General features: G+C 42.5%; 19 protein-coding genes. 15 read left to right on the top strand and 4 right to left on the bottom strand.

Annotated elements, in window-relative coordinates; translation table 11 throughout:
• Positions 1 to 28 precede the first annotated feature (28 nt).
• From FKG96_RS17980 to FKG96_RS17935, 11 genes are all read left to right on the top strand, one after another.
• A complete protein-coding gene (locus tag FKG96_RS17980) occupies positions 29 to 580 on the top strand; it encodes a cysteine hydrolase family protein (protein ID WP_149105755.1) in 552 nt (183 codons plus the stop codon).
• Between the two features lie 331 nt (positions 581 to 911).
• Complete coding sequence (locus FKG96_RS17975; RefSeq protein ID WP_149105754.1) at positions 912 to 1,511, top strand: SCO family protein; 600 nt, start codon at positions 912 to 914, stop codon at positions 1,509 to 1,511.
• 34 nt (positions 1,512 to 1,545) lie between these two features.
• Positions 1,546 to 1,911, top strand: a complete 366-nt coding sequence (locus FKG96_RS17970; protein WP_149105753.1) for a hypothetical protein — start codon at positions 1,546 to 1,548, stop codon at positions 1,909 to 1,911.
• 38 nt (positions 1,912 to 1,949) lie between these two features.
• Complete coding sequence (locus tag FKG96_RS17965) at positions 1,950 to 2,819, top strand: AraC family transcriptional regulator (RefSeq protein WP_149105752.1); 870 nt, start codon at positions 1,950 to 1,952, stop codon at positions 2,817 to 2,819.
• 241 nt (positions 2,820 to 3,060) lie between these two features.
• Positions 3,061 to 4,557, top strand: a complete 1,497-nt coding sequence (locus FKG96_RS17960) for a cytochrome c (protein ID WP_149105751.1) — start codon at positions 3,061 to 3,063, stop codon at positions 4,555 to 4,557.
• A 16-nt stretch (positions 4,558 to 4,573) separates the two neighbouring features.
• On the top strand, positions 4,574 to 5,905 hold the full coding sequence (locus tag FKG96_RS17955; protein ID WP_149105750.1) for a c-type cytochrome: 1,332 nt from the start codon (positions 4,574 to 4,576) through the stop codon (positions 5,903 to 5,905).
• A 12-nt stretch (positions 5,906 to 5,917) separates the two neighbouring features.
• Complete coding sequence (locus FKG96_RS26815) at positions 5,918 to 6,082, top strand: hypothetical protein (RefSeq protein ID WP_168204571.1); 165 nt, start codon at positions 5,918 to 5,920, stop codon at positions 6,080 to 6,082.
• Positions 6,083 to 6,217: 135 nt separating this feature from the next.
• Positions 6,218 to 6,658, top strand: a complete 441-nt coding sequence (locus FKG96_RS17950) for a superoxide dismutase (RefSeq protein ID WP_149105749.1) — start codon at positions 6,218 to 6,220, stop codon at positions 6,656 to 6,658.
• Positions 6,654 to 6,923 carry a DUF5013 domain-containing protein gene (locus tag FKG96_RS17945; protein ID WP_256377676.1) on the top strand — a complete coding sequence of 90 codons (270 nt, stop codon included), beginning with the start codon at positions 6,654 to 6,656 and terminating at the stop codon, positions 6,921 to 6,923. Before FKG96_RS17950 ends, FKG96_RS17945 begins: the two co-directional genes overlap by 5 nt.
• Positions 6,924 to 7,166: 243 nt before the next feature.
• Positions 7,167 to 8,564 (top strand): glycoside hydrolase family 43 protein, encoded by a 1,398-nt coding sequence (locus FKG96_RS17940; protein ID WP_149105747.1) that lies wholly within the window; start codon positions 7,167 to 7,169, stop codon positions 8,562 to 8,564.
• A 59-nt stretch (positions 8,565 to 8,623) separates the two neighbouring features.
• A complete protein-coding gene (locus FKG96_RS17935; RefSeq protein WP_246860298.1) occupies positions 8,624 to 9,523 on the top strand; it encodes a sugar phosphate isomerase/epimerase in 900 nt (299 codons plus the stop codon).
• Between the two features lie 61 nt (positions 9,524 to 9,584).
• Here the strand turns inward: FKG96_RS17935 and FKG96_RS17930 are convergent, their stop codons facing one another.
• Positions 9,585 to 9,794: a hypothetical protein gene (locus tag FKG96_RS17930; RefSeq protein ID WP_149105746.1), complete on the bottom strand. Its 210-nt coding sequence runs from the start codon at positions 9,792 to 9,794 to the stop codon at positions 9,585 to 9,587.
• Positions 9,795 to 10,004: 210 nt separating this feature from the next.
• Here FKG96_RS17930 and FKG96_RS17925 point away from each other — a divergent pair, with 210 nt between their 5' ends.
• Positions 10,005 to 10,475: a hypothetical protein gene (locus FKG96_RS17925; protein WP_149105745.1), complete on the top strand. Its 471-nt coding sequence runs from the start codon at positions 10,005 to 10,007 to the stop codon at positions 10,473 to 10,475.
• A 44-nt stretch (positions 10,476 to 10,519) separates the two neighbouring features.
• On the opposite strand, the gene FKG96_RS17920 is transcribed toward FKG96_RS17925, so the two are convergent.
• Both FKG96_RS17920 and FKG96_RS17915 read right to left on the bottom strand, forming a co-directional pair.
• Entirely contained in the window at positions 10,520 to 12,925 is a 2,406-nt protein-coding gene (locus FKG96_RS17920; protein WP_149105744.1) for a glycoside hydrolase N-terminal domain-containing protein, read from the bottom strand.
• Between the two features lie 127 nt (positions 12,926 to 13,052).
• Positions 13,053 to 13,919, bottom strand: coding sequence for a helix-turn-helix domain-containing protein (locus FKG96_RS17915; RefSeq protein ID WP_149105743.1), 867 nt, complete (start codon positions 13,917 to 13,919; stop codon positions 13,053 to 13,055).
• A gap of 92 nt (positions 13,920 to 14,011) precedes the next feature.
• Between FKG96_RS17915 and FKG96_RS17910 the strand changes: the two genes are divergently transcribed.
• Positions 14,012 to 15,022, top strand: a complete 1,011-nt coding sequence (locus tag FKG96_RS17910) for a zinc-binding alcohol dehydrogenase family protein (RefSeq protein ID WP_149105742.1) — start codon at positions 14,012 to 14,014, stop codon at positions 15,020 to 15,022.
• Between the two features lie 108 nt (positions 15,023 to 15,130).
• Here the strand turns inward: FKG96_RS17910 and FKG96_RS17905 are convergent, their stop codons facing one another.
• Positions 15,131 to 16,021 (bottom strand): AraC family transcriptional regulator, encoded by an 891-nt coding sequence (locus tag FKG96_RS17905; RefSeq protein WP_130855534.1) that lies wholly within the window; start codon positions 16,019 to 16,021, stop codon positions 15,131 to 15,133.
• Positions 16,022 to 16,133: 112 nt separating this feature from the next.
• On the opposite strand from FKG96_RS17905, the gene FKG96_RS17900 reads away from it, so the two are divergent.
• Positions 16,134 to 19,484: a DUF5107 domain-containing protein gene (locus FKG96_RS17900; protein ID WP_149105741.1), complete on the top strand. Its 3,351-nt coding sequence runs from the start codon at positions 16,134 to 16,136 to the stop codon at positions 19,482 to 19,484.
• 38 nt (positions 19,485 to 19,522) lie between these two features.
• Positions 19,523 to 20,869: a sugar porter family MFS transporter gene (locus FKG96_RS17895; RefSeq protein ID WP_149105740.1), complete on the top strand. Its 1,347-nt coding sequence runs from the start codon at positions 19,523 to 19,525 to the stop codon at positions 20,867 to 20,869.
• Positions 20,870 to 21,019 lie beyond the last annotated feature (150 nt).

The following is a 21,019-nucleotide window of genomic DNA, read 5'->3' as shown; positions in this document are numbered from 1 at the left end:
AATTTTGTTATTCAAAAAATAAATGATTATGAGCAAACAAGCATTAATTGTCATCGACATCCAGAATGAATATTTTGAAAACGGAGCCCTTCCATTGGTAAACCCTGAAACTGCGAGTCTAAATGCTCGCAAGGTTCTGGACCATTTCAGAGCAAACAATTTACCTATTGCACACATCCAACACGTATCGGCTAATCCAGAAGCTATGCCAATTTTTGTTGATGGAACACCTGGTGCAGAAATTCACGAAAATGTGAAACCACTTGCCGGGGAAAAAGTTTTTCAAAAGTATTATCCAAATAGCTTTAAAGAAACAGGACTTTTGGACTATTTAAAGGAAAATGACGTAACCGAAGTGGTTATTACCGGAATGATGACTCATATGTGCGTGGACGCTACCACACGTGCTGCATTTGACTTCGGCTATAAGTGTACGGTGCTCGGCGATACTTGTGCGTCACGAGACTTGGAAATTAATGGTAAAACGGTAAAAGCGGAGGATGTGCACCACGCATTTTTAGCAGCATTAGCGTTTTTCTATGCGGAGATAAAAAGTACCGACGATTATCTATCTGCATAATTACACAACGAAAAAAGAAAAGGACAGGTTAACGATGTTTAATCTGTCCTTTTTTATTTATTTACTTGTTTTGGAATTTTTTAAGAAGTCCACTTCAACCAGTGCAACTTACGTCGACCTGAAATTCAATTTAAAATTATGCTCATACTTTATATCGGGTCGTATCAAGATTTCAGACAAAGTTACCACTCTATAAATTTTCTGATACCTACATAAACGTGCTATTGATTTATGTTTTCGTGCATATAGGATACCTTGGAGGCCTACAAAAGAGATTTAAGGGGATAAAACGTATATTTGGATATGAAATTTTAATATTTGTCAGCACTTTATGAATAGAGTCTTTTTGTTACTAATAGCGTTTAGTGTTGCCTCTTGTCAGGAGAATAAATTACCTTATCTGGGCACACCCATAACGCAGCGGGATACTACGGTTTATCCGACAATTGACTCGTTTACGATGCTCAATCAAGACAGTATGGAAGTATCATCGAATAGTTTGAAGAACAAGATACATGTGGCATCGTTTATTTTCCTTTCCTGTCCGACCATTTGTCCCCAGATGAGCGTTCAAATGAAAGAGGTGCAGGAGAAAACCCAGAGCATGGATGATGTGCTTCTGCTGTCGTATAGCATAGATCCTAAACGGGATACCATACCTGCCCTAAAGGCATGCGCTGATAAAATGGGGGCTAAAGATAATAAATGGCATTTTCTGTATGGGGATCAAGAAGAAGTAATGCGCTTGGCGGAAAAATCTTATTATGCGATTGCATATCCTGATAGTCTGGCTCCCGGAGGCTTTACGCATAGTGGAGGCCTTCTTTTAGTCGACAAGGATCTTCATATCCGGGGAGTATATGATGGCACATCAAACGAAGAAACAAAAAGGTTGTTGAAAGACATCGCTATACTAAGGAAAGAAAAGTAAATTTTATTAGATTCGCACAGTTTTGAAAAAATTCATGTACATATCGTTGCTTTTGGCTATTATCATGCAGTCCACGGGCAGTATATGGATTTATCTGGGCTTTCAGCTCAACCGCGATTACATCGTAAGCCAGCTATGTATCAATCGGTTTGAAACCATTCCTGTATGTAAAGGATCCTGTTATCTGGAAGAAAGGGTCAAAGAGGAAAAAAGCAACAACGATGCACAGATAAAAGTTAAGTTGCTCGAGGTTGCTATGGTTTTACCTGTTCTCGATGATAACCACAAAAAACCTATTCAACAACCCATTAAAGATATTGTTTTCACGCCAGCTTCTATCGGGCCGTTGTCCAATGGATTTTGTTTTAGTATCTTCAAACCACCTGTATTTCTTGGCTAATTAATCTATCGGTTATTATAAGTTAAGGAAATATTATTATGGTTGTCAGAACAGAAGAAATAAACGTTTTGACACTGGAAGATATGGAAAGCCCTAATATGGGTTTTATCATCACTCCGCTTTACACCTTTAACCAGCAATATAGTTTTCTGTCCTTACCCAATCAAAGAATGTTCTATACGATCGTCTATTTTGAGGAAGAAGGAGGAATATTTGCCATCGATCAATCAGTCGTACAGGTTCAAAAAGGAGAAGCACTGAGCATTGTACCATCCAGTGTCTGCACATTTGAAATAAATAAAGAAGCGAAAGGTTGGGTTTTGCTTTTTACGGATGCTTTTTTTACAAAACGTTACAACGATAACGTGTTGCATGATTTCTCTTTCTTAAAGAATAATGCAGTATATAAGCAATTGGAAAATAACATAGACATTTCCAAGTTGCGCATGATGATGGATTCGATGTATGATGAGCTCAAGCTGTCCGATAAAGATTCTAAAACGATTCTGAGGTCTTATTTGAATATTGTACTCGGTATGCTGGAACGTTGTAGCGGTATACGGCTGGCTACGCCTTATAATAAGGAAAGAGAAAATAGGGTTCGGGCATTCGAACAATTGCTCGAACAATATTACAAAAGTGAGCGCTTTCCTTCATTCTATGCAGAGAAGTTGAACATATCAACCAATTACCTGAACCGCATCTGTAGGGAACGACGCAATAAAAGTGTGGGTGAATTGATACGGGACAGAATTCTAATGGAAGCAGAGAGATTTCTATATCACACGTTCAAGACCGTGTCCGAAATTTCATTTGAACTGGGATTTGACAGTTCTTCGTACTTCATCACCTTTTTTAAAAAGAAACATGGAATCAGTCCAGAGGAATTCCGCAAAATGCAAAGATAAACTCAAAGCTTTAGTCGACATAGTATAGGCAGTTTTATTGAATTAGAGCTGCCTTTCTTTTTCTAAACCTATTAGAAAAAAGCAATTTTTTCGGGCGATTATTCAGCTGTTATCAATAACTAAACTATTGTAACGGAAACAGCAATCGCCTGTTCCAAAAACAAAAATCATCTGCATCTCTATTTCGTCAATACTTTCAAACAAAGTAGGAATTTTGTCAAAAAGCAAAAGAGAAAGATTTATGGATTTTCCAATGTTTCATCTCGATTGGCTGAATGATCGATTTTTGATTGCCATGATAGCTATCATCCACGTGTTGATTAACCATGGCCTGGCCGTCGGATTCTACCCATTAGTGGTGTGGTTTGAGTATCAAAGTGTCAAGCATGGTAGCAGTGGTGAGATAGTCAACAGAAGCTGGGATAAACTAGCTTATCGATTAATGTTTGTGGTGTTTATAATCACAACCACCATTGGGGCAATGACCGGTGTGGGAATTTGGTTTTCGGCAGGTTTGGTGAGTCCAAGTTCCATCGGCAGTTTAATTCGCGTTTTCTATTGGGCCTGGTTTACCGAATGGCTCGTCTTTCTAACGGAAGTGGTACTCATCGTGATCTATACCTTGACCTGGAAAAACAGCAACAAAACCATAGCAGCAAAAATGCGGCATATCCGTTTTGGCGGCTGGTTATGTGTTTTTTCGTGGATCACAATGGCTATTATTGTTGCAATATTGGGATTTATGATGGATCCCGGAAATTGGAATGCAGAAAAGAGTTTACTCAATGGTATCAATAATCCTATTTATATACCGCAACTGGCTTTTCGTACTCCAGTTGCCATGCTTGTGGGCGGGATGCTTTCTTTCTTTCTTACGTTTCTGTTCACAAAGAAAGATACTACTATCAGATTGAAGGCTACCAAATACCTTAGTATCTGGCTGATTGCCTGGACGCCTTTGGCGCTCGGCGCATCTTATTGGTATCACCGGGTATTGCCTACTGCCATGAAGGCGAATCTGAGTACCGCGGTCACGACCATGGAGTTTGAAAAATATTATGACTTGTTGATTTATTTTATTGCAGGAGGAATTGGCTCGGGTTTATTGGTAGCAATCATCGGTCTCTGGAAGCCACGCGTTATCAGAGCTTACATGCTCATTCTCCCGCTGCTCGTCTCTTTTGCCTTCCTGGGGATTTTTGAAAGAGTACGTGAATTTATCCGAAAACCTTACGTGATAGGTGGTTATATGTATTCAAATTTGCTTCGTCAGGAAGATTATCCTTTATACCGGCGGGATGGTATACTGAAACACGCAACCTATACCTCAGTCACAGAGATCACTGCCGAAAATAAGCTGCTAGCAGGACGTGACGTTTTTATGCTATCCTGTAGTCGCTGCCATACGGCTCACGGTGTTAATTCAATAACTGAAGTATTTGAAAATATGTATGGCAAAGATAAGCCATTAGACGAAACATCGATGAAGGCATACATTCCCGTGATGCATCATGGCCGTTCCTACATGCCCCCTTACCCTGGTAATGAAGAAGAGCTGGATGCCCTTGTTGCCTACATCGCAAACTTACAAGAGACAGGGGAAACACTGGAGGGGGCGCAGACCACTGGCGTTATAATAAATCCACGTCAAAATGCCGTGTCGGCGGCAAAATTGTTACAGCAAAAACAGTTAGCCGACGGTAAGGAAGCCAAGATAACTAATTCAAAAAAACAATAATCGTAATTATATGTTGATGTCTTTATTACTACAGGCCAATAAAACACCTGTCCCAAGAAATATCCCACTTGCTCTGCCGCTACCCGAATGGTTACTGGTGATTATATTGGTACTTTCTTTTCTTCTGCATATCCTTTTTGTCAATTTGATGGTCGGCGGGTCTATTTTAACACTGTGGGCAGAAATTAGAGGGAAGAGAGATTCGGATTATGATGTCTTTGCAAATGAACTTGCAAAAACCGTCACTGTGAACAAGAGCTTAGCAGTAGTGTTAGGTATTGCACCTTTATTGAGCATCAATGTGCTATATACGGTGTACTTTTATTCTGCCAATGCACTAACTGGCTTTATGTGGATACTGATCATTCCATTGGTAACAGTTGCCTTTCTTTTGACCTATTTACATAAATATACATGGGAAGTTATGCAAGCGTATAAGTCACTTCATATAGCCATAATAGGCTTGGCAGTTCTGATTTTTCTTTTCATTCCGTTGATTTTTCTGGTCAATATAAATTTAATGCTCTTCCCGGAAAAATGGGGTTCTATACAGGGTTTTTTCAGTGCACTAGCCCTGCCTAATGTTTTTCCGAGATATTTCCATTTCATTTGCGCCTCGCTAGCCGTAACAGGCCTATTTATATGTTGGTATGCCAGACGGCCAAACTATCCCGTTGAACAGTTATTTACAAAATGGACTCGCTATGATATCATCCGTATTGGCTATACCCTGGCTTTGGCTGCCTCTACCGCGCAGTTTTTCTTTGGTCCTTTATTGCTGGTAACCCTCCCTTCAAAAGGTATCGGTATCAACCTGATAGGCGTCATCTTAACAGGTGCAATTTTGGCGTTGCCGGCGATGTGGTGGATGTGGAAGGGACTTACAGGAGCGCGCGCGCATATAGACCGAAATTTTTGGAAAGTTGTTCTATTTTTCTCATTAACCGTACTATTTATGGCTAGTGGCAGGCATGTTTATCGGGCAAACGCACTTGAGCCCCATCAAAAACTTATGGCAGCGCAAACAGCAGAATTTGAAAAGCAATCAAAAGAAGCCCGCGAGGGTGCTGCTATCAATAGTGCTGAGGGTGTCAAAGAAAATGGTGATGCACCGGGAGAAGCTATATTCAAGGCAAATTGCAGTGCTTGCCATGCCAAAGACAGAAAAATTGTTGGTCCGCCTATGACTGAAATGGTAGAAATCTATCAAGGTAAACAGGAAGATATGAAACATTGGATTCTATCACCCGGTAAAAAACGTGCAGATGCACCGCAAATGCCAGGTTTTCCACAGTTGACTGACAAGCAGTTAAATGATCTGACAATATATATTTTATCCATTCAATAAAAACGAGAAATAATGATTAGTTTATTAATGGCCTTGGCAATAGGTCTCTTGATCTTCATGGTAAAGCGCATCTTAGATCTTTTTACCATTTTAGCTTTTCTAAAGAAAGAAAGGATACCTGTCGCGTTAAAGTCGGAAAAGAATAGCGCCTATCTATTTGTTAAAGATTTATATTGATGAAAGCATGTTTGTATTTATTTTTTTGATATATAGGCGAATAATTTTATTTAAATTTTATACCTCGTAGGGATGTCTATACATCAAATAGCTCGTAGCTAATAAATTCTAATTAAAACATGCTAAAATATTGTTATGCAAACACGTAGAAAATTTATTAAAAACAAAGGTAAAGGTCTGGTAGGTGTTACCCTTGCAGGTTCCCTTTTAGATAAGGGAGCAGCCTTTGCATCTGGTTCAGATGCAAATCGTCAATTATCCTTCACACAGGATAAACTTCCTTATACATATGGAGACCTCGAACCTACAATTGACGCGCAGACAATGGAGATCCATTATACCAAGCATCATACAGCCTATATCAAGGCCGTGAATGAAGCGATAGCTACGGAACATATCAGCGAAACCTCGCAAGAAAGCCTTTTGGCAAATATTTCAAAATATTCATCAAAAGTAAGGAATAATGCGGGTGGTGCATGGAACCACAATTTTTTCTGGGAAAGCATGGCTCCCAAAAGCAGCGGTCCTTCGAGCAAGTTGCAGGAAGTCATAACTAGTACATTTCGGTGGGATTGACCATTGGTTTGGCGGTCCGTTTCTTGCCATAGAAGCAGGCTGGTCAACGGATAATATGGCAACGATCAGGAACGGAAAGATTTATCAGCGTGTCGTCCTACCTCCGGGAGTCTATACGCTCGAAATGGATATCCCTGATTGTACTTTGGGAGGCGAATTTTATACAATTGCTTCCCGTGGGGAAGAACTTCCCGATATAGCCAATATAGAGTCGGCACTTGCTTACGGAAGGACCAGTTCGCCCGGGACGTTTAACCTTAACTAGGTCTTGGCCATTATCGACGGTTACTTCCTTAAAATTACCTGCCACATACTGTTCGATTTCCTTGTCGTTGCCCATAAAAAAATGTGCTATTTATTTCACTTATTCGCTAATATTTCTTTATTTCGGGTATTAAGTGTTTAAATGACATCTGTAAAATTTGCCATTTAGCGCTAGGCTAACCAATAAACGCTAATGAACTAATTGCCTGAAAGCAAGAGGATCAATAGACTGAAATCGTAAATTATGAAATTAGACTTAAACAATTGTCCCAAAGTGGGGATATTAGCTGCATTACTCTGTATATTGAGTTCAAGTGGGTTCGCGCAGAACCCGATCATCCAAACAAAACATACGGCAGACCCAGCTCCTATGGTGTATAAGGACACGGTATACTTATACACAGGTCATGACGAGGATGATGCTTTTGGGTTTAAAATGACGGATTGGCTGCTCTATACGTCGACCGATATGGTTAACTGGCAGGATCGCGGTCCTGTAGCTTCATTGAAAAATTTTAAATGGGTCGATGCAGATAATGGTGCCTGGGCGGCCCAATGTGTAGAACGCAATGGAAAGTTTTATCTCTACTGTACTGTGCCAGGAGGTGTCGGGATAGGTGTACTGGTTTCTGACAGTCCCTACGGGCCGTTTGTTGATCCCATTGGTAAACCCTTGGTGAAAAATTCCAATGAAGATATAGATCCAACGGTTATGATCGATGACGACGGTCAAGCGTATATGTATTGGGGAAATCCTAACCTGTGGTATGTTAAGCTCAAGGAAGACATGATTTCGATTGATGGTGAAATCGTTAAGGATTCATCATTCGCTAAACTTGAAGGGCAGAAAGACCCATTTCGCTATCAGGAAGGACCTTGGGCGTGGAAAAAAAACGGGAACTATTATATGGCCTACGCTTCAACTTGCTGTCCGGAAGGAATAGGCTATGCGATGGGAAAATCAGCGACAGGTCCCTGGGTCTTTAAGGGAATGATTATGGATCGCAATAGCCGATCCAATGGTAACCATCCCGGTATTATAGACTATAAGGGTAAGTCGTATGTATTTGGATTTAATTATGAAATACTCAAGAAAACAATGAGCAAGCATTATGAGAGACGGTCCGTCTGTTTAACCCAGCTGGTTTATAATGAAGACGGCACACTGAAAGAACTGCCATTTTGGACATCTGAAAGTGTAGAACCTGTAGGGACACTTAACCCTTACCGGAGAACCGAGGCAGAAACAATCGCTTTTAGTGAAGGGCTCAAAACCGAAAAGCAAACGGAATGGGAGCGTAATATCCCTTGGGATAAAGGAGCGAAGATAGCTGATCGGGTAGTGGTTTCATCTATACACAATGGAGATCATCTCATGGTTCGGGCAGTAGACTTTTCCAAGGGTATAAAATCCTTAGACGTTAATGTTGCGTCGCTTTATGGAGGCAAGATCGAGGTTTATTTGGATAGCATCAATGGGCCACTGTTAGGTGTAGTGAACGTTAATACGCAGGGTGAGGGTGATATCTTTCGTACAGTTAACGGGTCCATGAAAAATATAACGGGTAAACACGATGTTTTTTTTGTTTTCAAAGGAAAAAAAGATTTATTCTATTTTGATTGGTGGCAGTTTAAATCTTAAAATTTATGATCAGCTAAACTTAAATATGATTCTCCCGGAAAATACCGATATTGTACACGATGATCACCAGAAGACAATTCATTTCAGATAGCTGCATGGCTACCTCAGCGCTTATGCTACCAAATGCGCTTTTTGCAGAAGAAACAAAATCCGCCTATAAGATGGGACTGCAACTTTTTACGATTCGTGATGCGATGGCAAAAGATCCTTTTGCTACGATAAAGCAGGTAGCGGCTCTGGGTTATGAAGATACGGAGACTTATGGTTTTGACCCGAAAACAGTATCCTATTATGGTTTAAAAGCAAAGGATTTTCTTGGTCTACTGAGCGATCATGGATTGACGACCACCAGTGGTCATTATGATCTTTTTCGCTATTTCAATGCGCCTGAGGCAGAATTGATGGCTTATGTGGATCAATGTATTATCGGTGCAGGTATATTAAAGCAACCTTATATCACCTGGCCCTGGTTAGATCCTAATAATAGAAGTATCGAGCAATTTAAACAACTCGCCCCGAAACTTAATAGGATTGGAGAAAGGATTAAAAAGGCCGGTTTGGGCTTTGCTTATCATAACCATAATTTTGAGTTTATCGATCATGGCGGGATAAATGGTTATGAAATAATCATGAAAGAGACGGACCCCGACCTGGTGAAGCTACAGATCGATCTTTACTGGGTAATGCGTGCTTCTAAATTAAGTCCTGCAGCGCTTTTTAGCATGCAGCCCGGACGTTTTGTAATGTGGCATATCAAAGACATGGATAAAGTGACACAGGATTATACGGAGCTGGGCAATGGTTCAATAGATTATACTAAAATTTTACCAGATAAGGACTTGGCCGGTATGGAATATTATTACCTGGAGCAGGGCGGAAATTTTAAGAAGAGCTCTATGGAGAGTATAGCCGAAAGTGCTGCTTTTTTTAAAAAGAATTTAGCGAAGTATTTTCGTTAAGTGTTGAGGACGGGAATAAAACTGTTTAGATAATACAAGTTTATGGGCCATATACGGAATTTTACAAGGAATGAAGGCGATTTAATGTCTCTTCCAATGACATAGGTTGCGTTTTGCCCGAGCGATACTCCTTTAACGATTTTTTGGCATTTTTAGCCATTAATTCACGTCTAGATTCGATTTGCCTTTTTTGCAAAATCTCCAATATCATCTCTCTCGAGGTATAATCAAGTTTCATGATATCTTCTAATGTTGAATTCAATGTGGCCATTTAGCTGAGTATTTTAACAAAGATAATAAATAATAGCCTTTATAGCAACTGTTTAACATGCAATACAGGGCAATTGCCTTTAAAAAACGATTGTCCTAATCAACTTTTTTCATCATTTGCTTGTTTCCAAAAGCATTCGAGCTTTCCCTAACGGGAAGGTTTGCTACAGGTGCGAACCTAAGCCATTAATTATTCGTAACTTTGCGGCAGATGAAAAATACGCTCAGATTGCACAGACTTGTATGGCTGATTGGTGCTTTAGCGACGTCCGCTTGTACACAAAGCCAAGCTCCCAAAGCTACGAATACGGAAGATAAATCCATCGTTCAGCCTAGTCAACCGGATACCGTAGGCCAAATGGCGCTTAGTGCAGCCGATTCTACACATTTGTTAGGTGTTTGGTTTGATGAAACAATTAAATCACCGGAAGGGGCGAACGTTGCTTATCAGGTGATTGCTCGCCAACAACGCGTTTTTATTCAGCCCATCGCTTTTAAAGGAAAAAAGCTTCAGGTAAGCGATCAACCGGTGGTTAGCGCTTATGCCACAGAGCTGAAAAAAAACGGTAATTATTATGTTAGTCTGGAAAGCCCGGAAGATGCCTATGAAGTAGATAAAGAAGGTAACTTGCTGATTTTTCACAAGGGAAAACTCGTAGTGGTTTGCAAGAAAATAGGGTAACATGCCGGCTTCTTGTTCGGTGCATATTTTCTTATGCATCGCTTCTAAAATTTCAGTGTGTATTTCCGTGTGGCTTTGGTGTCTATCTCTTGGTTATGGGTGCCATATTTTACTTTACAAGACCCACCATTTTTTGAAACGATACTGGCATGCACAATTTTTCCGTTCCGCCATTGCATATCGATGACAAAGCCCCCACGGGCAACTAACCCGTTGACTTCTCCATCGGGCCATTCCTTAGGCAGGGCGGGAAGCAGCTCGATGTAGTGTTCATGACTCTGTAGCAGCATCTCGGAAATGCCGGCACCACCGCCAAAGTTGGCGTCGATCTGGAAAGGTGGGCAGGTACTGAATAGATTCGAGTAAAGTCCGCCTTCTCCTTTTTTGATGATTTCGGGATCATTGGCATTGCGGAATAGCTTTTTCAACGCGTCATAGGCCATCGCACTGTTGTGTAATCTGGCCCATAGGTTGATGCGCCAGGTGATAGCCCAGCCAGTACTTTCATTGGTTCTGATGTCCAATGATTTTTGTACCGCCCTTGCCAGTTCCGGTGTGGATGCATCGCTTATGGTAGTGCCGGGGTACAATCCAAACAGATGGGATACATGACGGTGTTGAGGTTCAGCATCTTCCCAGTCATGATACCACTCTTGCAAATTGCCTTTTCTGCCTATTTTGTAGGGTGGAAGCTTTGCCAAAGCGTTGGTAACCGCTTCTTGTGTTTTTTTGTCCTTTTTTAAGATAACAGCTGCTTTCAGGTAGTCGGCAAACAACTCACGGATCATTGCAATATCGGCCGTACTTCCATACAACACGGCACCTTTATAGCCCTTATCGGTTATGTAGATGTTTTCGGGTGAGGTGGATGGTGCAGTTACTAGATAACCGTCTTTATTGGTCGTGAGAAAGCTCAGGCAGAAATCGACGGCGCCCTTCATTAGCGGATATGCCTGCTTGCGTAGGAAGTCGGCATCTGCGGTAAAAGCGAAATGTTCCCATAAATGGGTACTTAACCATACGCCGGCCATTTGCCAGTTGGCCCAAGAGGGATGCCCTTCGCCAAAATGACCCACCGGATGCGTCATTGCCCAGATATCTGTATTATGGTGGCATACCCAACCATCAGCATTATAATAATTTTTAGCCGTGATGGCACCCGTTTGTGCTAGGCGGCCTATAAAATCGAATAAGGGCTGGTGCATTTCGGGAAGGTTAGCGACCTCAGTACCCCAATAGTTCATCTCGGTATTGATGTTGGTGGTATAGTTGCTGCTCCAAGGCGGTCTTACAATTTCATTCCACAAAGCCTGCAAATTGGTTGGCTGGCCACCGGGTCGTGAGGAGCTAATCAGTAAATAACGGCTATATTGATAGAAGAGTGCTACGAGGTTGTTATCGCCGTCACCTTTGGCAAAGCGTTCTAGCCTTTCATCCGTAGGCAAATTTGCTTTCTCCCCGTGTCCTAAATTAATTGAAACGCGGTCAAAATAATGCCGATAGTCCTGAATATGCTTTGCTTGCAATGAGGCGAAGGATTGCTTTTCTGCTTCCTTCAAGTAAGAAAGCGCTAAATCTAATTCATTCTTTCCTGCCCTGCCCGGATTTTTGTCGAAACCACTGTAACTGGTGGCCATTGATAAAAGTAAGACTACCTCTTTGGCGTTCGAAATAGCGAGTGATGAATCTTGCCAACTGGTTTGCCCATCGTTCTTCAATACTTTCAGCATGGAGGCAAAACGCATGCTGTTTAGCGTATCATATACCACCGGATTTTTTTCTTTATTACGATAATTAGGCTCGGTATGAATAGGTGCCCAACCGTGCATCCATAAGCTGGTACTTTGCTTCTTGCTTTTTGAACGCAATAAACTGTTAAAACGGCAAGTAAAATCCAACCTATCTTTACCTTCTGCGGTTAATCGGATGACAATAAGCTGATCGGGATGCGAGGCAAAGATTTCCCGACGGTAACTGGTTCCGTTAAGCTGATAGGAAACCCGTGCAATGGCTTGGGAAATATCCAGTTCGCGCCTGAAATGAGTGGGAGTACCTTGGTGTTTAAAATGGATCAATAGATTGCCCAAGGGTTCATAAGATTGAGAATAAGCGCCCTGCATAAAGCGAATCAGTGAATCCGCAGTTTGATAATCTTCGTTAAAGAGTGCTTCCTGTACGGCGGGAAGATGATCCTTTGCTTGTGGGTTAACTTTATTTTCGTCAACAGGCTTGCCCGACCAAAGCGTTGCTTCATTGAGAGACAGCCGCTCTTCTTGCACGCCACCATAAACCATGGCACCTAAACGGCCATTGCCTAAAGGAAGTGCTTCTTCAAATTTACTGGCGGGCTTGCTGTACCAAAGGTTTAAATTATTCTTATTTTGACCTGTAGCACTCTTGCATAGGAAAATAAGTAAAATAATGTGTGTGATAGCATGTTGTATTTTCATATTTAGATCTTGCTGTCCGGTGACGATGCCAGACCGGGTTGTAAGGAACAATACTAAACAATATTGCTTATATCTTTAGCATGGAAATTAGCAAGATCTTCAGCTATATTAACCAGAGGCAACCCGATTATTCGTGAAATGCTTCTGTTTTACGGCGTTGTATGTCCCTTGGATTTTTGCCGTTGTACTTCTTATAGATTTTATTAAAATGGCTGGCATCAGTAAAGCCAAGCTTGACAGCAATTTCGTTGATATTATTGCGCCCGTTTTTCAGTAACTGATCAGCGGCTTTCAGTTTAATTTGTACAATGTGTTGCTGGAGGGATAAGCCACTATGTTTTTTGACGTAAATGCTGATGTAATTAGGTGACATCGAGAAGTGCCTGGCTATACTTTCTACACGTACTTTGTCTGCATCAAGCGCATGCAAACGGGTATAGCTCAGAATTTCGCTCAACTTATCTAATTCGGTATTCACCGGGCATTGCGTGCCAAATTGCGCGGTAGCCTGTGCTCGGGCCAACATCATCATAACGGCTCCAAAGAGCTCGAGTTGCAGTTCACGGCTGTAAGAACATTGATGGGAAAACTCGGCTAGCAATATTTGAAGTAAATGTTTAAGTTGATCTTGATCCTTTTTATCCTTAATTAAACTACCATTCACGGAGAAAGGTGATTGTAATAAGGTCTTAAGGATGTCGAGCCATTTAGCGGTCCTGCTTCCTTCGAGCTTTTCTATGAATAGTTGTTCCGTAAATTTCAGAAATATAAATTTCGAAGGTGCTTCAATTTCAAAATAATGCGTATCTTCCGGTCTTAGTAAAAAGACATCACCCATATGATACGGCGCAACAGCGTCATTAAGCACGTGATTTCCGTTACCTTCTTCTATGAAAATGAGTTCATAAAAGTTGTGCTTATGTGCCGGATAACTCCAGGTTTCGGCTTCTAGTCGAAAGATATTGAGCGAATGGTAGCTGTTAAATCTTGTCATCGGGGATTGATTTTTACAAATATAGCATGAAATTGTACTGGTTTCTCTTTCTGTAACCTACTAATTTTGTGATGTACTTAAGGAATAAATATATGAAAGCTATAGGATTCAGAACATCGTTACCCGTTGAAGCAGCGGACAGTTTTATTGAGTTTGAAACAGAAAAGCCAAGCCCGAAAGGCCGAGACCTTTTAGTAAAAATAAGCGCTGTATCCGTCAACCCGGTCGACTTCAAGATTCGGCAGAACAGTGCAAAGGATACGGTACTGACAGAGCCAAAAATTATTGGCTGGGACGCGGTGGGCGTAGTGGAGGCGGTAGGCGATGCGGCATCTTTATTTAAGGTGGGAGACGAAGTGTATTACGCAGGGGATATTAACCGTGCAGGCAGTAACGCGGAGTATCAGTTGGTGGATGAACGGATTGTAGGGAATAAATCAAAAAAACTTACTAACGAGGAAGCCGCAGCTATTCCGTTAACGGCCTTAACCGCTTGGGAGATTCTCTTCGATCGGCTTCGTATCGGTGAGCGCGACAAGGGCAAATCCGTCTTAATTATCGGCGGAGCCGGTGGGGTTGGCTCAATTGCGATACAACTTGCCAAGCACGTGGCGGGACTTACGGTGATTGCAACTGCCTCGCGACCGGAAACAGCTTCGTGGTGCAAGACTCAGGGTGCCGATTATGTAGTTAATCATTATAAGCTCGTGGACGAAGTTCGTCAAGCAGGTTTTCAGTATGTCGACTTTATTCTGGATTTCGTGGATACCAATACCTATTGGGATGCAATGGTTGAATTGATTAAACCGCAAGGTCATATTGGTTCGATAACCGGATCTGCTACCCCTCTTGCTTTGAATAAATTGAAAGCTAAGAGCGTCAGCTTTTCATGGGAGTTGATGTACACACGTTCTACCTTCCAGACGGATGATATGATTGAACAACATCATATTTTGAATAAGGTTGCCGATTTATTGGATCGTGGCGTTTTAAAAACCACACTAAAAGAAACGCTTAAGGGCTTGTCCGTTACAAATTTTAAGGAAGCACACCAACAGTTGGAAAGTGGAAAAACGATTGGAAAACTGGTTGTCAGCTTTTAGGTAAATCCCGGCTCGTTCTATTATTCTCCCTTAGCTGAAAAGCGGAGAGTTTTGTTTTTTGATTCAATGTGAATTTCATTTAGTTGGGACGTAGTCAGGTAACTTCGGTTAGGATTTTGACAGTGTCCATTGTTTTCGGTATTGTTTGGGCGATATTCCCATTTGCGTGCTAAATAAACGGGAGAAATAGTAAGGGTCTTCAATACCGATGGCTAAGGCAATTTCAAAGATTCGTCGGTCGGAAAATTGCAAAAGTTGACAGGCATGCTGGATTTTTAAGTGATTAAAGTATTCAATAGGCGAATATCCCGTTTTTTTGTGGAAGAGATTTGAAAAATGGGATACGGAGAGGTGCGCCTGATCAGCGATCTCTTTCAGGCTTAATGTTTTATGAATACTAGTTTTGAGAAAGCGAATAGTGCGATCAACGATATCTTCTGCCTGTTCATCGGGGTGATAGTTGAAACGGTCGTTTAAAAGAAAGGCACTCAGGTAAAAAGGCATAGTGAGGGCTATAAACTCCATATTTTCCTTACTATAGCCTTGCTGCAGTGTGTTGTATATTTTGGAAAAAAGTGCTAAATGGGGTTCGCTTCGCATGATCTTATTTTTCTGGGAAAGCATTTTCTCGAAAAGATGGGCGACTATGAGGTCGGCTTGCTTCCCGCCAAAGTGAAGCCAGTAAATTGTCCATGGATAGGCTGGATCAGCACGATAGAGGTGTTGCGTTCCGGTAGGGATGATGAGGAAATGATTTGCCTCGATCGGCAGGTCGAAACCATCGATGGTAGCACTTCCCCTACCTTCGACGCAATGAATCAATATATGTTCATTTGTCCCTTCGGGACGGTTTCGGTAGTGGTATTTGGCCTTTGGGTAAAAGCCAATATCGGTAATGTAAAATTCCCTGGTAAGGAACGTGTCCCGGTATTGATTAACGACTTTCGGAGGAATGATGATGGCCTTTTCTCCTTCAAATCCTTCTTTCTTTCTAATCATAAATTGGTTTAAAATTCCTGCAAGATAGTAATATAATCCATTTTTAAAAACGCTTTCTCCATGCTTCGTGTACCGGTTGACCTTAACTTTGTCTCATTAACCGTTATATACTATGCAGACTGAAGTCAAGGTTTGGATCGAAAAAATCAACATACCAACTTATAAAATTGGTGAGGCCGAGAAAAATCCAATGTTCTTGGAAAAAAGGGTATACCAAGGAAGCAGTGGCGTTGTTTATCCTTATCCGGTGGTGGAAAAGATCTTTGACGAGAAAGAAGATGTGAGCTATGATGCTGTTTTTCTGGAAAACCAATACCTTAAAGTGATGATACTCCCGGCCCTAGGGGGTAGGGTGCAGATGGCTTATGATAAAGTGAAGGAAAGGCATTTCATCTATTACAACCACGCCATCAAGCCAGCTTTGGTAGGCCTGACAGGACCCTGGATTTCGGGTGGTATTGAATTCAACTGGCCCCAGCATCATCGCCCCAGTACCTTTTTGCCGGTAGAATATACGATTGAGCACGGAGAAAATGGCGAGCAAACGGTGTGGGTCAATGAAGTGGAAATGATGTTCAGAACAAAGGGCAGAGCCGGCTTTAGGCTTTATCCGGGCAGGGCTTACCTGGAGATTGAGGCGCATTTAACGAACAGAACACTTTTTCCGCAGACTTTCTTATGGTGGGCAAACCCTGCCGTAAAAGTGAACGATCATTATCAATCGATATTTCCGCCGGATGTGCATGCCGTGTACGATCATGGGAAGCGGGATGTCTCTTCTTTTCCGATTGCGAAAGGGGTATATTATAAAATGGACTATGCTCCGGGAACGGATATTTCACGCTATAAAAACATACCGGTACCCACTTCCTTCATGGCGGTAAATTCAACCTATGATTTTATGGGCGGCTATGAACATGACACGCAAGCCGGTATGCTTCATGTGGCCAATCATCATGTAGTGCCGGGTAAAAAACAATGGACTTGGGGTAATGCCGACTTCGGAAAGGCCTGGGACCGGAATCTAACGGATACGGATGGTCCGTATATCGAATTAATGACAGGCGCTTTTACGGATAACCAGCCTGATTTTTCATGGCTACAGCCAAATGAAACCAAGTCTTTCGTGCAGTATTTTATGCCCTATAGTGAAATTGGTGTAGTGAAAAATGCAAATAAGGACATGGCCGTTCACTTCGACCTACAGGAGGGACAACTCACGCTAGGTGTTTATGCAAGCGGTGTTTGGGAAGAGGCTCGAATTGTTGTAACTGTAGGTGCTAAACTGATTTTGGAGCGTACGGTGACGCTTTCGCCAAGCCATAGCTATCAGGAAACCTTAACCAATTCGGATAGGTATGATGCTCTACACGACTACGAATTGCGTGTGTATGATCGGGAAGGAGCTTTATTGATTCGTTATGCCCCTGAACGTGCGGAAGAAAAGGAGATCCCGCCGCCGGCAACACCGGCACCCGATCCGAAAGATGTTCCCTCTACCGAAGAACTGTATTTGCACGGTCTGCACTTGGAACAATATCGACATGCCACTTACGATCCAAGGGCTTACTATCAGGAGGCTCTTCAACGCGATCCCAATGATATTCGGAATAACAATGCCATGGGGCTTTGGTTATTGAGAAGAGGCTTGTTTACGGAGGCCCAAGTACATTTTCTGGCAGCGAAAAGCCGACTTCTCTCAAGAAATACCAATCCTTACGATAGCGAAGTGCTTTATAACTTGGGCTTGCTCAAGAAGGTAAACGACGCATTGGATGAGGCCTATTCGCTGTTTTACAAAGCGACCTGGAATGCTGCTTGGAAAGATACTGCGTATCTGATGCTCGCCCGTATAGACGTGGGTAGAAGCGAGTTTAGCAGCGCACTGGAACATATAGACCACTCCCTTGCCAATAATACCACAAGTGGACAAGCACAACATTTGCGCGTGGTCATTTTACGAAAGCTCGGGCGTGTAGAGGAGGCTTTTTCTTATGCGAACTTTAGCCTTGAGCTGGACGCTTTTAATTATGCGGTTTATTTTGAAAAATACTTGCTGTTAAAAGAGCGTAACCAAGAACAGGAAGCCGATAGCCTAATAAGCAATACAGTCGCTTTAATGAATGAGCGAAGCAGTACGTTCATTGAGTATGCGCTGGATTACGTGCAGGCGTATTGTTATGAGGAAGCGCTAGACTGGTTGGGGTGCTTGGCCGAAAGCCCGGATCCTTTGGTTCATTACCATAAAGGTTATATCGCCTCTTTACAGGCTCGACTCGATTTAGCACATTCGTTTTTCGAGAAGGCAAGCAGATGCAGTCCTGATTATTGTTTTCCGAATCGGATGGAAGATATGCTGGCACTGGAAAAAGCCTTAACCTTTAACCCAAACGATGCCAAGGCGTACTATTATCTGGGTAATTATTGGTATGATAAACGTGTGCACGAAAAGGCCATTCACTGTTGGGAAGAATCGGTTCGTATAGATGCCGGTTTTCCTACCGTAAAACGGAATTTGGCACTGGCCTTTTATAATAAAAAGAACGAGAGTGAAAAGGCTCTGCGTTTCTTGGAGGAGGCGTTTTTCCTGGATCGCACTGACGCCCGTATTTTGATGGAGCTGGATCAGCTATATCGCTTACAACAGGTAACGCCACATCAGCGCCTTTCGTTTTTAGCTCAATATGGGGATTTGGTAGAACAGCGAGACGATTTATACCTTGAACGTATCAGCTTGTTCAATTTATTGCAGCGACATGATGAAGCCTGGCAACAATTGGCATCTCGTAATTTCCACCCTTGGGAGGGGGGCGAGGGCAAGGTGCCCGGCCAGTACCTGGTGGCCGGACAAGAATTGGCCAAATTAGCGCTGCTTGAAAACCGGCTCGAGGAGGCCTTGGATTATTTACAGGCCATGCTTTGCTATCCGCCAAATTTGGGTGAAGGCAAACTCCCTAACACCCCGGAAAATGACATCCATTACCTAACCGGATTGGCCTATAAACGGTTGGAAGAAGAAACGAAAGCAAAAGCGTATTTTGAGCTGGCAACACGGGGGAATGACGAACCCGTACAAGCGATCTTTTATAATGATCCGCAACCCGACAAAATCTTTTACCAAGGATTGGCTTGGATACAATTAGGGGATGAAGAAAAGGCGCGCATGGTATTTAATAGACTGGCGGATTTTAGCGCTTATCATCTACATGATGTCATTTCAATTGATTACATGGCTGTATCCTTACCGGATCTGTTGGTTTTTGAACAGGATTTGTCGGCCAAGAACCATGTTCATTGCCTTTATATGGCTGGATTGGCTCAATTGGGACTAGGCAATACGGATGGGGCCGAACATTTTTTCAATCAAGTATTGGAACGTAACAATAGTCATTTGGGTGCCGTTCTGCATAAACGCATGATCGGTTTCCTGCAGCGTTTCGACGCGCTTTGTGTACCTAGGTAAAGAGTAACGAAATACATAGACGATAAAACAGTATATCGATGAATGATTCTGAATTGAACTTTAAGCACTCCTACATCTTGGGTATCTCCTTTATTTCGGCACTTGGAGGCTATCTGTTTGGTTTTGATTTCGCCGTGATTGCCGGTGCCTTACCTTTTTTGCGTGAGGCGTTTGGACTCAATGCATGGTGGGAAGGATTTCTCACCGGCTCGCTGGCCCTTGGTTGTATTGTGGGATGCCTGTTGGCCGGAAAACTGGCGGATCGTTATGGCAGAAAGCCCGGCCTCCTGTTAGCTGCCCTCATCTTTGCCATATCTTCCCTGGGAATGGCCTATGCCCCCGACTTATCCATCTTTGTACTCATGCGCTTTGCTGCGGGGATAGGCGTGGGCATGGCCTCGATGTTAAGCCCTTTATATATTGCCGAAATTTCACCGGCCCATGTTCGCGGTCGCAATGTCGCTATCAATCAACTGACCATCGTCATAGGGATTTTGGTGACCAACCTGGTTAACTATACCCTTGCAGACAATGGCCCCGAGGCCTGGCGGTGGATGTTTGGCCTGGGGGCTGTACCTGCCGTTTTGTTCTTTATTGGTGTGCTTTGGTTGCCGGAGAGCCCACGATGGCTGTTAAAAGCAAGGCAGGACGAACGTGCGCGTAAGGTGTTGTCAGCTATCGGAAGTGAGGCTTTTGCTGCAGAAACTTTTTTAACAATTCAGGCATCCCTTAAGGGTACAGCCAGGCAATCCTTTCGTGCCGTATTTGAAAAGGCAGTACGTCCGGCCGTCATTGTCGGCATTACGTTAGCTGTATTCCAGCAGTTATGTGGTATCAATGTGGTATTCAATTATACCTCCACGATTTTTGAATCCATAGGCGCTGATCTGGATAGACAGCTGTTCGAAACCGTTGCCATTGGTACGGTTAACTTAATTTTTACGGTTATTGCTATGTGGCAGGTGGATAAACTTGGGAGACGTCCTTTGATGTTAATCGGATCTCTAGGCCTTTCCGTCGTTTATCTCGTATTAGCGGGGGTATTGCAACTTGAAATGAACGCCACGGTGGTATCTATTTTTGTGTTAATTGCCATTGCTATGTATGCCACTTCGTTGGCGCCGGTTACTTGGGTCTTGATTGCCGAGATTTTTCCGAATAAGATCCGCGGTGTGGCTTCATCCATTGCCATTGTGTCGCTTTGGATCGCTTATTTCATTTTAGTTTTTACGTTTCCTATTCTCGCTGAAATCTTAGGTACCTATGGGCCTTTCTACCTCTATGCGGCTATCTGTTTTGCCGGCTTTTTGTTTGTGAAGCACCGGGTAAAGGAGACCAAGGGACAAACGCTCGAAGAACTAGAACAACAATTGATTCATCGTTAAAACAAACAATACGGGGAATCCGAAAAAATAAAAAAAGAAAGTGTAGAACCGTTGAATCTTTCTTTGAACGAAAAGTGGTTTTCAGTATCTTAGATATTGAAAACCTAATAAATAAGAAACAGGGAAGCGAGATGATGTCGTTCCCTTTTA

It is taken from the genome of Olivibacter sp. LS-1 (assembly GCF_008245145.1).
GTDB classification, from domain to species: domain Bacteria; phylum Bacteroidota; class Bacteroidia; order Sphingobacteriales; family Sphingobacteriaceae; genus Olivibacter; species Olivibacter oleidegradans.
This window is presented reverse-complemented; position numbering and strand designations above follow the sequence as displayed.